Source organism: Synechococcus sp. HK05 (assembly GCF_019104765.1).
In the GTDB taxonomy this organism is placed as follows: Bacteria; Cyanobacteriota; Cyanobacteriia; order PCC-6307; family Cyanobiaceae; genus Vulcanococcus.
In genome coordinates, this window is the sequence record NZ_JAHRXJ010000004.1 from 369,752 (window position 1) to 384,546 (window position 14,795).

A 14,795-nucleotide genomic window follows, 5' to 3' on the forward strand; every position below is an offset into this window, starting at 1 on the left:
CCGCGCATGACATCCGCCAATGCCATGCGCCTCAAGCTGTTGCTGAAGGATGATCCACTCCTTCGGCAGCAGCTTTCTCAATGCGACAGCCCCGATCAGGTGATTGGGATTGCAGCCAAGCTGCAACTCAACGTGTGCATGGCTGATCTGTTGCGGATGGAGGCGCTGATGACGCTCACCCTCAGTGATGAAGAACTGGATGAGTGGTATGTCACGCCATATTGGAAACGGGTGCTGATCAGCCTCGGGGCTCAGCCGTTCAAACCATGAACGCTGCCAACTCATCGATCGACTGAAAGGTCAAAGAGTCTTATAAAGATCGCGACTCTGGTCCGACGATGGCGACGCCTGAACCTCAGACCGTTCTGCGCGAAGGGGTTCATGCACTACGGACCCGCTGGAACGGGCTGCAGCTGAAGCTCCCCCAACAGCGCTGGAGGCGTTGGGCCGGTGCTGGCTTGCTGGGCCTGATCGTGGTGACCGCCGGTTCAGTGGTGTTCAGAAAGCGATCGATTGAGGCCTACGTCACTGCTGATGTGGTGACGATCACCAGTCCAGTGGAAGGTGTGGTCACAGGCCAAGCGGTCACGGCAGGCCAACAATTCAAGGCCGGTGAAACCGTGCTGGTGATCCAAGCCAATCGGGACGATGCAGCAAACCTGGAAATCAGCACGCAGAAGCTGAAGCAAACCCAGATTGAACTGCAGGCCACCAGTGCGGAGCTCAAGCGGTACCACCAGATCAATCAGTCGCGGTTGAAGGCGGAAGTGGCCAGTGCTGAGCGAAGCCTGAAAGATCTGCAAGCACAACAAAGCCGTTATGCAAGCCAGGCCGATCGCTACCGGGCACTGGTGAAGAACGGTGCCATGGATGCCGACACGCTGGTGGGTGCTGAAGCGATGGCCAGCAGCCTGGTGCAGAGGGTGGGCAATCAACGCCAGCAACTGAGCAACCTCAAGCTGGAGCTCAAGTCGGCGCAAGCCACGGCGCCGGATCGCACGGCCGTATTCGGCGGCTCCGCACGGCGGATGGAAATCATGGAAGTCGAGCTACTCCGATTGATCAGTCGCCGTAAGGAGCTCGAGGTGCAAGAAGCCCAACTCAAGAAGGAGGTTGATCAAGCCCAGAAGCGTTCACGCTTCGTGTATCAGCCACGGTTCCCAGGCTTGCTGCTCACAGAACGCGTCAGCGTGGGAGATGAGGTGAACGACGGCACAACACTGCTCACAGCTGTGAATTGCGACAAGCTCAGAGTGGAAGCACTGTTTGAAGCGAGCAAGCTCAAGGATGTGCATCTTGGCCAGATGGTGAACATCGATTGGCCCAATAGCCAACGCAGCAGCCAAGGAAGGGTCGTGAGCCTTCGCGGTGAGCAAGGGGTGAACGGTCTCGAGACCAGCGGTGTCGCCAAATTCCGCCCTGCTCACACGGATCGGACCCGCGCGATGATTTCACTCCAACCCAACGACCTACGCGAACAGAACTGCCGCCTCGGCGAGCGCGTCCGGGTGGATCTCTAAGGTCGATGGGTCTCGAGATCGCCCTGTTGGCGCTGGCGTTGCCGGCAGCCCTGGGCTTGTTATTACCAGCAGGCAATGGACGCCGACTGCTGCTGGTGGCTGTGATTCTGATCTTCACAGGCCGCTATGTTGGCTGGCGAATTGAAGAGTTTCCGTTCGATACCTTCTTCACCTCAGGGGCAGGTTGGTGGATGGCAGCTGTGCTGGTGGTGGAACTGCTGGCCATCCTGGAATACCTGCAATTTCTGGTCACGATCAGTTGGCTCACCGACCGGCGCGGTGAAGCTGATCGCGCAGAAGCACGATTGCGTGATCGCTATGCACGGGAAGGTGAGCAAGCCATCCCCAGCGTGGATGTTCTCATTCCCACGTACAACGAAGGGCCCGAGGTTGTAGGGAAAACGATCCTCGCGGCTTTGCAGCTGGATTACCCACGATTCCAGGTGTATGTGCTCGATGATGGACAGCGACCATGGCTCAAGCAGTTCTGCGAGGAGGTGGGTGCCATCCACATCACCCGAACTGATCGCAGCGGGGCCAAGGCCGGCAACATCAACCACGCTCTAACCATCATCCAAGGTGATCTGAATCTGCTGATCGATGCGGATTTCATACCCTACAAAAACTGCCTATGGCGGCTGGCAGGTTTTTTTGACGACCCAAAGATTGCCACTGTTCAGACACCTCAGAATTTCTACAACCCCGATGCCATCCAGCACAACCTCAACATCAGTGGAAGCTGGGGATGTGAGCAAGCCTTTTTCTTCGAGATCATCATGCCGGGCCGCGATGCCGTGGGAGCAGCCTTCTGCTGCGGTAGTTGCTGCATGCATCGCAATGGTGCTCTCAGGGCAGTGGGCGGATTTCCCACCACATCGATCACTGAAGACATCCTGCTGACCGTTTCCTTTGTGAAGCGAGGCTGGAAGACCGTCTACCTGCGAGAAGCCACCACCATGGGGCTAGCCGCGGAGACGATGCAGTCGTTCTTTGTGCAACGCAAGCGCTGGGGCCGCGGCAACATCCAGGTGGGCTATCTGATCGCTCAGGAACAAGGCCTAAGCCTGTGGAACAAAATTCTCTTCTTCCCCTTTTACTGGATGATCCAGCATGGATCACGCATCTTCTTTCAGCTGATTCCCCTGGTGTTCTTCCTCTGGGGCGTTGGCCCCTTGCCAGCCAGCGAAGGTCAGGAGATTCTCGACTATCAACTTCCCTTCATCCTGGCCGTCACAACAAGCATGTTTCTGTTGATGCGCCCCTTCTACCTACCCCTCTTTACAGAGGCGATGAGCTTGTTCAGCGCCTTTGCATTGCTTCCAGAACTGCTCCAATCGCTGGTGAGACCCTACAGCAAGGGTTTTAGTGTTACACCCAAGGGAAATGCAGCATCCACGGATATCGGGGTCAGCCTGTTTCGACAGACACTGCTACCAAGCAGTGTTCTTCTGGTGATGAATGTGGTGGTGCTGCTCAGAATCATCCTCGATCTCAGCGAAGCATCCACGTCAGTAGGCACAGAACTGGCTCTCTACGGAACGATCTGGTGTGCCATCAACATTGCGCTGCTCGTGATGTGCATTCTGATGTCATTGGAGCGTCCACAACCCAGGCAGGAGCATCGCATCCATGTTCACCGTCCGGCACGCCTGATCACGGCCAGCGATCAAACGATTGAGGGGGTGTTGGAAGATCTCTCCATGAGCGGTGCACGCTTCAAGGCAGAGCCAAGCTGCAACGGCAGCAACAACCAGCCACAGGCCGTAGCTCTGGAGTTAGCCGATGGAGTCAGGCTACCTGTGGAGAGAGCCTGGCCCAACGATGCAGGCGATCTGGTGATGCATTTCGCGTCCCTAGATCTCAACCGACAGAAACAACTGATTGGCTATGCCTTCAGCGGCGAATTCCACTCGGCGGAACAACCCCAAAGAGTGCATCTGGGCCGTACCTTTAAACAGCTCCTGCAAACGGTGCTTGGGTGAGCATGGATAAACGGACGGCTGCACTGAACAGGATGGCGTCGCGCCTGCGGCTGGGGATGTTGCCTTGGCTGGTGCTGCTAATGGGAGTCGGGCTCACCGGCACTTGGTGCCATCAGCAGCGCAGCTACACGCAGCTGGAGCATGAACGGATCGAGCGCGATCTGGCTCAGGAGATCAGCCAAGCGGTCACCACACGGCTGCAAACCAACATCGCGGTGCTCGACTCGGTGATTGGCCTATTCGATGCGTCCTCGGAGGTGACCCGGCCAGAGTTCCACGAGTTCTACATGGCCCTGAGTCGCCGGGGCGACACGCTCAAAGGCATTCAGGGGGTGGGCTATGCGGCGGTGGTGCCCAACGGGAACGTCAAGGCTTTTGAGCAGCAGGTGCGGGCCTCAGGCCAGCCCGAGTTCAGCGTGAAACCACCCGGGCAGCGTGCCCTCACCACAGCCATCCTTTACCTGGAGCCCAACGACTGGCGCAATCAACGCGCCATCGGCTTCGACATGTATTCCCAGATCACCCGGCGCCAAGCGATGGAACTGGCGGCGAACACAGGTGAGCCGTCCTTGAGCGGTCCGGTGCGGCTGCTCCAGGAAAACTCCATCCGCCCGCAGGTGGGGGCGCTGATTTATCAGGCTATCTACAGCCAACCCGAGCAAGCCTTCAGCTCCAGCAAAGACCGGCTCAACCGATTGCGGGGCTGGGCCTATTCACCCCTGCGCATGGAGGATCTGATCAATGGAGCCCTTTCCACGATCAACAATCCAGCACTGAAGGGTACGGGTGTGTTGGTGTACGACAGCAACCGCTCCAAGCCCGAGAACTTGCTGTTTGACAACCTGATGCTGGTGGGAACCAAGCAGCTCACCCACCCAACCTGGTTGGACGTGACGATCGCCAACCGCACATGGGTGATCGGCATCCAACTCGATCACCGCAATCTGAGCCCCGGTGGTTGGAGCCACGCCCTGTTACTGCAAGCCTTGCTGGGGATCAGCCTGAGCGGCTTGGCCTCTGTGATTACCAAGCAGCTGATTCGCAATCACCAGGCGGTGAGGCAGGCGCTGATCAGTGAGCAGCAAGCCTCCAAGGAAAGGGCTCTGGCTGGTGCTGTGTTTGATAGCAGCCCCCTGGCCATCGTGGTCACCGATCCTGAGGGGATCATCATTCAGGTGAACCCGGCATTCAGCCAACTCACGGGCTATTCCGATCTTGAGGCTCGGGGGAATAAAACCAATCTGCTGCGCTCTGGCCGCCACGACCAGACTTTTTACGAGCAGATGTGGAACGCCATTTTAAATCGTGGCTACTGGAATGGAGAAATCTGGAATCGCCATCGCAATGGCCAGATCATTCGGCATGAACTCTCGATCACAGCCGTCTTGGATTCCAAGCAACAAGTGGGGAATTTTGTTGGCCTCTTGCGCGACGTGACGGAGCGCTACGAGCAGGAAGAAAAGATGCGGTTTATGGCCACTCACGATCAACTCACGGGCCTCGCCAACCGCACGCTCTTGATTGAGGAGCTCAATCGCAGCCTGGCCCTCGCCAAGCGCCATGACCATGGGGTTGGTTTGCTCTTTCTGGATCTGAACAATTTCAAACCGGTCAATGATCGCTACGGCCACAGCACCGGCGATGCGCTGCTCAAAGCCGTGGGACAACGGCTGCTCAACGTTGTGCGCCAAAGCGACACCCTCTGCCGCCAGGGCGGTGATGAATTCGTGTTGCTGATCCCCGATGCCCCAGCGCTCGAACAGTTGGTGGCCCTGGCTCGCAAGCTGACCCTGGTGCTGCAGCAACCTTTTCAGGATCACCCCGAGTTGCCCGGCAGCATCGTGGTGAGCGCCAGCGTGGGAGTCGCCCGGTGGCCCGACCATGCCAGCGACGCCGACAACCTGATTGAAGCGGCCGACACCGCGATGTACGCGGCAAAGCAACGAGGCGGCGACGGCCCCATTGCCATCGCAGCGCCGCTCGCCAAGCCTGAGGCCTGATCAGCGCAGAAGCGCAGCCTCAGCGCCAGAGCGCATCCGCCATGCGCGCCACCTGCACGATCGGGCCGCCGTCGTGCACGCGCACCACATCCACGCCGGCCGACACGCACTGCGCCACCACCGCCGCCGTTCCCCACAACCGCGCCTTCGGCCTGGGTTCATCCAGCACCGCACCGATGAAGCGTTTGCGGGAGGGGCCCACCAGCAGCGGAATCCCCTCAGCCCGCAGTACAGGCAGCCCGCGCAGGAGCGCAAGATTTTGCTCGGTGGTTTTGGCGAAGCCCAGGCCCGGATCCCAGATCAGCTGCTCGCGGCGCACCCCGGCCGCAAGGGCTCGATCGCTCGCGTGGCGCAGCTCCGCCAGAACAGTGGGCACCAAACCAGCAGCGCCGTAATCGGTGAGGCCATCCATGCTCTGGCTATCGCCGCGCGAGTGCATCAGCACATAGGGGCAGCCGGCCTGAGCCACCAGCGGCAGGATCTCGGGATCGCGCCGCCCGCCACTCACGTCGTTGATCCAATCGGCACCGGCCTCTAGGGCGGCTTCGGCCACGGCCGCGCGATAGGTATCCACGGAGATCAACGGCACGGTGCCGAGCTGTTCATCCGAGCGCGCTGGGCAACGCAGCTCGCTGCAATCGATCGCGGCACGAATCAAGCGCAGCGCCGGAAGCAGGCGTTCGAGCTCTGCGGCGGCGCCCACGTCTTCCGCGCCGGGACGGGTGCTCTGGGCGCCAAGGTCGAGAATCTCAACCCCTTGCGCCACGAGGCGCTTGGCCTGAGCCAGGGCCTGCTCCGGCCGATCGAACAGGCCGCCATCGCTGAAGGAATCGGGGGTGACGTTGATCACCCCCATCACGTGGGTGCGCTGCCCCCAGGCCAGACTCATCAGGCGGCCACAGGCACCTGGTAGTTGGCGATGCGGCCGAAGCCCTCGGGATCCAGGGACGCGCCACCCACCAGCACGCCATCGATGTCGCTCTGGGCCATCAGCTGGTCGATTGTGGCGGGGTTCACCGAACCGCCGTACTGCACCACCACCTCGGGGTAGCCCACCCACTCGCGAATCAGGCCGCAGATGCGGTTGGCTTCCGCCGCTTCGCAGGTTTTGCCGGTGCCGATCGCCCAGATCGGCTCGTAGGCCACGATCAGGCGGGCGGGATCCAGACCATCCACGCCCTGCTCCACCTGACGGCGGATCACGCGCTCGGCCTCGCCGGCTTCCCGCTGGGAATCACTCTCACCCACGCAGAGGATCGGGATGATGCCGTGCTTCTGGGCGCTGCGGGCGCGCAGGTTGATCTGCTCGTCGGTCTCGCTGTAGTACTTGCGCGGCTCGCTGTGGCCCACGATCGCGTGGCTCACGCCGTGCTCCATCAGCATCGGCGCCGAGATCATGCCGGTGAAGGCACCCTTCTCCTGCCAGTGGATGTTCTGGGCGGCGATGTGGATGCCGCTGCCGGCCAGGGCCGCACTCAAGGTAGGGATCGCCGTGAAGGGCGGCGCCAGCACCACCTCGCGGTCGGCGGGGAGGTTGGCCACCAGGGGCTTGAAGGCGTCAGCGAAGGCCTGCGCTTCAGCGCAGGTCATGTGCATCTTCCAGTTGCCTGCGATGACAGCCTTACCCACAGCGTCCTGAACGAATCGACCCACCAACCTATGGCACCACATGGGTCTGGCCATCGAGCTCCACGCGATCGCCCGGCTTGAGCTTGCGGCCCCGCTGGGTTTCCTGGAAGCCGTTCACCCGCACCTCACCGCCCTGGATGCGCTGCTTGGCCTCACCGCCGGTGAAGGCCAGGCCCTGCCATTTGAGGAACTGATCGAGGCGGATCGGTTCAGCCGCGGGGGAGGTGGCCAAAAAAGCGCTGATAGCTTGCCCCGATGCTCGCACCCCCTTCGGCCGGCTTCCGGCGGCTCCTGCCGTTGCTGATGCCCTACCGCTCCGCACTCCTGGCCGGCGGGGTGTGCATGCTCGTGTTCGTGGTCTGCTGGCCGCTGCTCGCCTGGCTGGCCGGCCAGCTGATCCCCGCCATCGGCGCCGGCGATTTCGGCCGGGTGCTGCAGGTGATCGGCCTGGCCCTCACGGTGTTCATGTTGCAGAAGCTGGCCCAGTTCGGCCAGGACACCCTCCTGGCGGGCCCGGCGCTGCAGGTGAGCCAGGAGCTGCGGCGTCGCCTGTTTGCGCGGCTGCAACGCCTCGATTTCGGCGTGCTCGAGAAGCTCTCCGCAGGCGACCTCACCTATCGCCTCACTGAAGACGCCGACCGCGTGGGTGAGGTGATCTACAAAACGATCCAAGACACCACGCCTTCAGCCCTGCAGCTGGTGGTGGTGTTCGGCTACATGGTGTGGCTCGACTGGAAGCTGTCGCTGGGCACGTTGCTCTTGGCGCCACTGGTGGCGGTGCTGGTGAGCGTGTTCGGCGCCAAGGTGATGGGCGCAGCCGAGAAGAGCCAGAAGCAGGTGAGCGAGCTGGCCTCCCTACTCGGCGAAGCGATCGGCGGGCTGCCACTGGTGCGCGCCTTCGCCGCCGAACCCTGGCTCCAGCAACGCTTCGAAACGGAGATCGATCTGCACCGCCGCGCCCGCTACCGCACCCAGCGGCTGCTGGCGCTGCAATATCCGGTGGTGGGCTTCCTTGAGGCCGCCGGCATCCTGGCGGTGCTGCTGATGGGAGCCGCCCGCATCCAGAGCGGTGACCTCAACGGCCAGGGATTCAGTAGCTATGTGGCGGCGCTGCTGATGCTGATCGATCCGATCAGCCACCTCACCACCAACTTCAACGAGTTTCAGCAGGGCCAGGCCTCGCTGCGGCGCCTGCGGGAGATCGAGCACCAGGCGATCGAGCCGCCGGATAAGCCCCAGGCCCTGCCCCTGGGCCAGGTGGCCGGCGAACTCACCCTGGAGCAGGTGAGCTTCAGCTACGAAACCGATCAGCCGGTGCTGCGCAACCTCAGCCTGCGGGTGAAGCCCGGCCAGGTGGTGGCGCTGGTGGGCCCCTCCGGGGCCGGCAAGAGCACACTGTTTTCCCTATTGCTGCGCTTCAACACGGCCCAAAGCGGCCGGGTATTGCTGGATGGCCGCGATCTGGCGGATCTCAAGGCCAGCGAATTGCGCAAGGCCGTGGCGCTCGTGCCGCAGCAGAGCGCCGTGTTCTCGGGCACGGTGGCCGAGGCGATCGCCTTCGGCCGGCCGGCCAGCCGTGAGCAGATCCGAGCCGCGGCACAACTCGCCAATGCCGACGGCTTCATCGAAGCGATGCCCGGCGGCTACGACGCCCGCGTGGAAGAGCGGGGCAGCAACTTCTCAGGCGGGCAGCTGCAGCGCCTGGCCATCGCCCGGGCCGTGCTCGGGGATCCGGCCGTGCTGCTGCTCGATGAAGCCACCAGCGCCCTCGACGCCGAATCCGAAGAGGCCGTGCAACGCGGCCTCGATCAGGCCATGGCTGGGCGCACGGTGCTGGTGATCGCCCACCGCCTCTCCACGGTGCAGGAAGCCGATTCCATCGTGGTGCTCGAGCACGGCCAGATCGTGGATCAAGGCAACCACGACCTCTTGATCAGCCGCCCCGGCCGCTACCGCGACCTCTGCGAGCGCCAGCTGATTCGCGGGGCGTAAAGCAGACAGGCGTGCCCCCTCGAAGACCCATAAGCTGAGCGCGCAAGATCGACAACCCCGTGACCGACTCCGCCGCCCAGCAGCCCCCTGTGCTCACCTTCGAAGGCAAGCGCTACGACCTCAACGCCCTGCCTGACGACCTCAAGGAGCTGGTGCGCGGCATGCAGGTGGCCGACGCCCAGCTGCGCATGCACGAAGACACCCTGAAGGTGCTGGCCGTGGGCCGTCAGTCGATGGCGATGCAGCTCAATGAACGCCTCAAGGGCGTTACCCCCCTGGCCGACTGATCCAGGCGGCAGCGAGGGCCGGCCTCACACCGGCAGGCCCCGCTCATTGAAGATCCCCTCAAACAACACCGAGCTGAGGTAGCGCTCGCCGGAATCGGGCAGCACCACCACGATCGTTTTGCCGGCCATCGCTGGTTCCTGAGCCAGGCGAAGCGCTGCCACGGTCGCAGCGCCGCAGCTGATGCCAGCCAGGATGCCCTCCTCACGGGCCAAGCGGCGGGCCATGGCCACGGCCTCCTCATCGCTCACCTGCTCCACCCGATCCACCAGATCAAGATCGAGGTTTCCGGGCACGAAACCCGCGCCGATCCCCTGGATTTTGTGAGGTCCGGGCTGCAGTGCTTCACCTGCTTTGGTCTGGCTGATGACTGGGCTGTTGCAGGGCTCCACCGCCACGCTCACCAGGGGCTTGCCGAGGGTGGATTTGATGTAGCGGCTGACGCCCGTGATCGTGCCGCCGGTGCCCACGCCGGACACGAGCACATCCACCTGGCCATCGGTGTCGCTCCAGATCTCCGGGCCGGTGGTGTCGTGGTGGATCTGGGGGTTGGCAGGGTTCACAAACTGCTGCAGCAGCACGTAGCGATCCGGATCGCTGGCGGCGATCTCCTTGGCGCGGTTCACGGCGCCGGTCATGCCGAGGCGGCCTTCGGTGAGCTCCAGGTGGGCGCCAAAGGCGGTGAGCAGCTTGCGCCGCTCGAGGCTCATGGTTTCCGGCATGGTGAGGGTGAGCCGGATGCCCTTGCTCGCCGCCACAAACGCCAGGGCAATGCCGGTGTTGCCGCTGGTGGGTTCAATCAGCTCCTTGCCGGGGCCCAGCAGCCCATCGCGGATGGCGGCATCCACCATGGCGGCGCCGATGCGGCACTTCACCGAATAGGCGGGGTTGCGGCCCTCGATCTTGGCCAGCACCCGTGCTCCGCAGCCCTCGGTGAGGCGATTGAGCTGCACCAGCGGAGTACGACCGATCGTGAGGCTGTTGTCGCTGAAGATCGCGGCCATCGGTCGGCGGGTGAACACAGACAATCCCCGCACCCTAATGAGGGCTCCGGCAGCCGGGCAAAACCCACCTAACCTGTTGCGTTCCAGCCTTCTCCCCCGGTGAATCCGACAACCCTGCGTCGCATCACGGCTGTGCTGCTCTTCGTGGCGGCCGCTGCATCGATCGCATTGCCTTTCCTCTCGGCCACAGCGCTCACCTTGAGCATCGGTGTGATCGCGGCCGTGGCGGGTGTGACCCAATTGCTGCGCTTGGGGCAAGCCGAAGGCACCAAGGGCAAGATCTTCCGTGCCCTCTCCGGCCTCTTCTACCTGGTGGCCGGCATCTGGGTGGTGGCCTACCCGATCGAGAGCGAAATCAGCCTCACCCTGTTTGTGGGCCTGCTGCTGATCTTTGAAGGGGTGATGGAACTGGCCGCCGCTGCCGCCAGCCAGGGCGAAGCCCGTGGCCTGGTGCTGATGGACGGCGTCGTGACCGCCATCCTTGGCGGCCTGCTGGTGGCGGAATGGCCATCCGACAGCCTCTGGGCCGTGGGCACCCTGTTCGGCATTTCGCTGTTCTTCAGCGCCTTCCGCCTGCTTACAGCCCCTGCCGAGGCCTGAAGCAGCGGGTCACTCCAGCTTCACCACATCCACGGGCTGGCCGAACAGGCTGGCGATGTCACGGGCGGCGGCCACCGCCCGTTCGTGGGTGTGAAACACCCAGGCCCGATGGGGATCGGGCACCGGCTCGATCAGCTCATTGCGCGGGGCAATCCCAAGGAACTGGGCATCGCAGCCAGCACGAAGCACATATCGCTCCGCCTGGGACCCTTCACCGCAGCGATGGGGATCGATCCAGGGCCTCCAGAACTTGAGGGTCATCTCAGCGTGAGACAAGGCAACATCCACGCTCTAGCCACGAACACGGGCAGCGACCAACAGTTCCCGTACAACCTGCAGGCCGCTTGATGAACCGGTTCGTGGTGGTGGGTGCGGGACCGGCTGGCTTGAGCGTTGCCCTGCAGCTGGCACGCGCTGGCCATCCCGTGGCGTTAGTGGAGGCCAGCCGGCACTTCAGCCGCCAGTTTCGCGGCGAGGCGCTGATGCCCTGTGGGCTCGAGGCCCTCGCCCATCTCGGCCTCGGCAACCTGCACCAGCAGCTGCCCCACCGCAGCCTGGCGGGCTGGAGCGTGTGGGTGGAAGGGCGGCAGCTCTTCCATGTGGCCGAACCCATGGGCTCGCTGCAGCCCTGCACCTTGGTAGCCCAAGAAGCACTCCTTGAGCATCTGCTGGAGCTGGCGCAGGAGCAGCCTCGGTTCCGCTGGCTCCCGGGCCAAGCCGTGAAACGCCTGCTGCAGCGCGAAGGCCGGATCAGCGGTGTGGAGTTCGCCAGCGGTGAATCTCTGGAGGCCGATCTGGTGATCGGCTGCGATGGCCGGGGGTCGCTGCTGCGCAGGCAGGCGGGGCTGACCCTGCAATCAAGCGGCGTGGGGCTCGAGCTGCTCTGGTTCAAGCTGCCTGGCCCCCTGCCAGCGGAGCTCGACGGCAGCTTCAACACGCTGCTGGCGGGGGGCCAGATCGGCAGTGCCTGCATCGGCGCCCGCGGGGACCTGCAACTCGCCTGGTTGCTGCAGGCGGATCAAGACATCCCCTCCGCCGAAAACCCGCTCTGGCCAGAACGCCTGGCGCAGCTGCTCCCACCAGCCTTTGCCGCTGTGCTGCGTGAGCGAGGTGGGGAGCTCTCACCCCCCCAGCGGGTGTCGGTGCAGGTGGGGATGGCGAAGTCCTGGCACACACCAGGGCTGCTGCTGCTCGGCGATGCAGCCCACCCGATGAGCCCGGTGCGGGCCCAGGGCATCAACATGGCCCTGCGCGACGGGGTGGTGGCGGGCCAACGGCTCAGCCGCGCCGGCTCAGCCGAGGAGCTGGATGCGGCGGCGGCCCAGGTGGAGCAGCAGCGCCGGCCAGAAATCCGCCGCATGCAGGCACTCCAGAGCGCAGAAGCCCGCCAGGGTCACCTGGTGGGCCACAACGCTGTGCTGCGCCACAGCCTGGCCGGGCTGGCCCCCCTGATCGGGCCTGTGGCCAGCCGGATCTGGCGCCAGCGCCAAGGGCCACTCCGCGAAGGGATCCCAGGCGCCCTGCCTCAGCGCACGAACAGCATCTCCTGGTAGGTGGGCAGCGGCCAGGCAGCGTCGTCCACCAACGCCTCAAGGGCATCCGCGGCGGCCCGCAGCTCACCCATCAGCGGCATCAGCTGATCGGCGCAATGGCGCATGTGCGCTTCGGCGCCGTGGGGAGCCGAACCCAGCGCTGCTTCCAGGGCGTTAGCCCGATCCACCAGTTGCTGGTTAAGACCAGCAATCTGCTGCGCGATCGCCTTGGAGGGCTGCAGGCCGATGGCCTCCTGTTCCTGCAGGGAACCAGCCAGTTCGCCGAGGTAGGCGCTCACTGCGGGGTAGAGGGAGGTGCGAGCGATGCGCAGCGCGAGGCGGGCTTCCACCTCGATCGCCAGGATGTATTGCTCGGCGTACACCTCAAAACGGCTCTCCAGCTCCACGGGGCTGAGCACGTTCTGGCGGGTGAACAGATCGCGAATCGCATCGCGCTTGAGCACCGGCAGGGCATCAGCGCTGGTGCGCAGGTTCTCGAGGCCGCGCTCCTTCACAGCCATCTCGTGCCAGGCGCTCGAGTAGCCGTCGCCGCCGAAGATCACAGCACCGTTTTCCTGGGTGATCTGCTGCAGCACGCCGAAGCTGGCCTGCTCGATGCTTTCACCCTTGGCCAGGCGGGCTTCGAGCTGATCAGCCACCCAGCTGAGGGCATCAGCGAGCACGGTGTTGAGCACCACCAGCGGGCCGGCCACCGACTGGCCTGAGCCCACCGCGCGGAACTCGAAGCGGTTGCCGGTGAAGGCAAAGGGCGAGGTGCGGTTGCGATCGCCCGCGTCCTTGGGGAACTCGGGCAGGCTGTCCACCCCGAGCTGCATCAGCCCGCCGCTGGTGGAGCTCTTCAACTGACCAGCCTTGATCTGGTTGAACACATCCTCGAGCTGGCTGCCGAGGTACACCGAGATGATCGCCGGGGGCGCTTCGTTGGCGCCGAGGCGGTGATCGTTGCTGGCGGTGGCGATGGCGGCGCGCATCAGCGGGCCGTATTGGTGCACGCCGCGGATCACAGCGCCGCAGAACAGCAGGAACTGCATGTTCTCGTGCGGGGTTTTGCCGGGATCGAGCAGGTTGCCCTGGGTGCTGTTGCCGATCGACCAGTTCACGTGCTTGCCGCTGCCGTTCACGCCGGCGAAGGGCTTCTCATGCAGCAGGCAGGTGAAACCGTGGCGCTTGGCCGTGCTCTTGAGCACGGTCATGATCAGCTGCTGGTGATCGGTGGCCACGTTGGCGGCCTCATGCACCGGGGCGATCTCGAACTGACCGGGTGCCACCTCGTTGTGGCGGGTCTTGGCGGGAACACCCAGGCGATAGAGCTGATCCTCCACGTCCTGCATGAACACCTGCACCCGCTCTGGAATCGCACCGAAGTAGTGGTCGTCGAACTGCTGACCCTTCGCCGGCGGCGCGCCAAACAGGCTGCGGCCGGAGAGCTGCAGGTCGGGGCGGAGCGCCATGAAGGCGTTGTCCACCAGGAAATACTCCTGCTCAGCGCCGCAGCTGGAGTTGATCGGAGCGATCTCCTTCTCACCCAGCAGCTTGAGCACGCGGCGCGCCTGGGCGTTCACCGCGGCGTTGGAGCGCAGCAGGGGGGTTTTCTTGTCGAGCGCCTCACCGGTCCACGACACAAACACGGTGGGGATGCACAGCGTCACGCCGTTGGGCGTGCGCATCAGCCATGCGGGGCTGGTCACATCCCAGGCGGTATAGCCACGGGCCTCGAAGGTGGAGCGCAGACCGCCGTTGGGGAACGAAGAGCCGTCGGGCTCACCCTGCACCAGCAGCTTGCCGGTGAATTCGGTGATGGCGCGGCCATCACCCTTGGGCACGATGAAGCCGTCGTGCTTCTCGGCCGTGAGGTTGGTGAGCGGATAGAAAACGTGGGCGTAATAGAGAGCGCCGCGGCTGGTGGCCCAGTCCTTCATGGCGCCGGCCACGGCATCGGCCACGGAAGGATCGAGCCGACCGCCCTGGCGGATCGTGGCCTGGATCGACTTGAACACGCTGCGCGGCAGCGCCTCTTTCATCCGATCGAGAGTGAACACATCGCTGGCCCAGATGTCCTGGAGAGCGGAAGGGGCCTGCACCGCCGCGGGCTTGCGCCGCTGGATGGTCTGCAGGGCAGCAAAACGCTCAGCGCTGGGCATGGCCAATGTGTATCAATCCAAACCATGCAAGGCGCGCATGGGAGACTCATTGGTATCAAGCGATACCAATTTGCGATCTAATGCACCCG

14 protein-coding genes are annotated in these 14,795 nt (G+C 63.8%); 8 read left to right on the forward strand and 6 right to left on the reverse strand.

Translation table 11 applies throughout. The features are described from left to right. Positions 1-6: 6 nt before the first annotated feature. From KUL97_RS05295 to KUL97_RS05310, 4 genes are all read left to right on the forward strand, one after another. Positions 7-270, forward strand: coding sequence for a hypothetical protein (locus KUL97_RS05295; RefSeq protein WP_217795904.1), 264 nt, complete (start codon positions 7-9; stop codon positions 268-270). Positions 271-338: 68 nt separating this feature from the next. Then, positions 339-1,520, forward strand: a complete 1,182-nt coding sequence (locus tag KUL97_RS05300) for an HlyD family secretion protein (RefSeq protein ID WP_217795905.1) — start codon at positions 339-341, stop codon at positions 1,518-1,520. Positions 1,521-1,525: 5 nt separating this feature from the next. Then, entirely contained in the window at positions 1,526-3,502 is a 1,977-nt protein-coding gene (locus tag KUL97_RS05305; protein WP_217795906.1) for a glycosyltransferase, read from the forward strand. Between the two features lie 32 nt (positions 3,503-3,534). Then, positions 3,535-5,502 (forward strand): CHASE domain-containing protein, encoded by a 1,968-nt coding sequence (locus KUL97_RS05310; RefSeq protein WP_254896191.1) that lies wholly within the window; start codon positions 3,535-3,537, stop codon positions 5,500-5,502. Positions 5,503-5,521: 19 nt separating this feature from the next. Here the strand turns inward: KUL97_RS05310 and folP are convergent, their stop codons facing one another. From folP to KUL97_RS05325, 3 genes are read right to left on the reverse strand one after another with little or no spacing between them, the layout of a single operon-like run. After that, entirely contained in the window at positions 5,522-6,391 is an 870-nt protein-coding gene (gene folP, locus KUL97_RS05315) for a dihydropteroate synthase (RefSeq protein WP_217795907.1), read from the reverse strand. Beyond that, a complete protein-coding gene (tpiA, locus tag KUL97_RS05320; protein WP_217796053.1) occupies positions 6,391-7,131 on the reverse strand; it encodes a triose-phosphate isomerase in 741 nt (246 codons plus the stop codon). Before tpiA ends, folP begins: the two co-directional genes overlap by 1 nt. Before the next feature lie 28 nt (positions 7,132-7,159). Continuing rightward, a complete protein-coding gene (locus tag KUL97_RS05325; protein ID WP_254896193.1) occupies positions 7,160-7,363 on the reverse strand; it encodes an RNA-binding S4 domain-containing protein in 204 nt (67 codons plus the stop codon). Between the two features lie 23 nt (positions 7,364-7,386). On the opposite strand from KUL97_RS05325, the gene KUL97_RS05330 reads away from it, so the two are divergent. Beyond that, complete coding sequence (locus KUL97_RS05330) at positions 7,387-9,123, forward strand: ABC transporter ATP-binding protein (protein ID WP_217795908.1); 1,737 nt, start codon at positions 7,387-7,389, stop codon at positions 9,121-9,123. A 59-nt stretch (positions 9,124-9,182) separates the two neighbouring features. Next, positions 9,183-9,410, forward strand: coding sequence for a DUF6447 family protein (locus KUL97_RS05335; protein ID WP_217795909.1), 228 nt, complete (start codon positions 9,183-9,185; stop codon positions 9,408-9,410). A gap of 24 nt (positions 9,411-9,434) precedes the next feature. On the opposite strand, the gene cysK is transcribed toward KUL97_RS05335, so the two are convergent. After that, a complete protein-coding gene (gene cysK, locus KUL97_RS05340; protein ID WP_217795910.1) occupies positions 9,435-10,412 on the reverse strand; it encodes a cysteine synthase A in 978 nt (325 codons plus the stop codon). A gap of 99 nt (positions 10,413-10,511) precedes the next feature. Here cysK and KUL97_RS05345 point away from each other — a divergent pair, with 99 nt between their 5' ends. After that, positions 10,512-11,012, forward strand: coding sequence for a DUF308 domain-containing protein (locus KUL97_RS05345; protein WP_217795911.1), 501 nt, complete (start codon positions 10,512-10,514; stop codon positions 11,010-11,012). Positions 11,013-11,021: 9 nt separating this feature from the next. Here the strand turns inward: KUL97_RS05345 and KUL97_RS05350 are convergent, their stop codons facing one another. Then, positions 11,022-11,273, reverse strand: coding sequence for a hypothetical protein (locus KUL97_RS05350; protein ID WP_217795912.1), 252 nt, complete (start codon positions 11,271-11,273; stop codon positions 11,022-11,024). 86 nt (positions 11,274-11,359) lie between these two features. On the opposite strand from KUL97_RS05350, the gene KUL97_RS05355 reads away from it, so the two are divergent. Continuing rightward, positions 11,360-12,565: an FAD-dependent oxidoreductase gene (locus tag KUL97_RS05355; RefSeq protein ID WP_217795913.1), complete on the forward strand. Its 1,206-nt coding sequence runs from the start codon at positions 11,360-11,362 to the stop codon at positions 12,563-12,565. Here the strand turns inward: KUL97_RS05355 and KUL97_RS05360 are convergent. Further along, positions 12,538-14,706 carry a glutamine synthetase III gene (locus tag KUL97_RS05360; protein ID WP_217795914.1) on the reverse strand — a complete coding sequence of 723 codons (2,169 nt, stop codon included), beginning with the start codon at positions 14,704-14,706 and terminating at the stop codon, positions 12,538-12,540. The two genes, KUL97_RS05355 and KUL97_RS05360, sit on opposite strands and share 28 nt — an antisense overlap. Positions 14,707-14,795 lie beyond the last annotated feature (89 nt).

Coding starts and splice junctions, on each gene's coding strand:
- KUL97_RS05295 (WP_217795904.1), top strand. CDS start 7: ATGACATCCGCCAATGCCATGCGCCTCAAGCTGTTGCTGAAGGATGAT.
- KUL97_RS05300 (WP_217795905.1), top strand. CDS start 339: ATGGCGACGCCTGAACCTCAGACCGTTCTGCGCGAAGGGGTTCATGCA.
- KUL97_RS05305 (WP_217795906.1), top strand. CDS start 1,526: ATGGGTCTCGAGATCGCCCTGTTGGCGCTGGCGTTGCCGGCAGCCCTG.
- KUL97_RS05310 (WP_254896191.1), top strand. CDS start 3,535: ATGGCGTCGCGCCTGCGGCTGGGGATGTTGCCTTGGCTGGTGCTGCTA.
- folP (WP_217795907.1), bottom strand. CDS start 6,391: ATGAGTCTGGCCTGGGGGCAGCGCACCCACGTGATGGGGGTGATCAAC.
- KUL97_RS05330 (WP_217795908.1), top strand. CDS start 7,387: ATGCTCGCACCCCCTTCGGCCGGCTTCCGGCGGCTCCTGCCGTTGCTG.
- cysK (WP_217795910.1), bottom strand. CDS start 10,412: ATGGCCGCGATCTTCAGCGACAACAGCCTCACGATCGGTCGTACTCCG.
- KUL97_RS05350 (WP_217795912.1), bottom strand. CDS start 11,273: ATGACCCTCAAGTTCTGGAGGCCCTGGATCGATCCCCATCGCTGCGGT.
- KUL97_RS05355 (WP_217795913.1), top strand. CDS start 11,360: ATGAACCGGTTCGTGGTGGTGGGTGCGGGACCGGCTGGCTTGAGCGTT.
- KUL97_RS05360 (WP_217795914.1), bottom strand. CDS start 14,706: ATGCCCAGCGCTGAGCGTTTTGCTGCCCTGCAGACCATCCAGCGGCGC.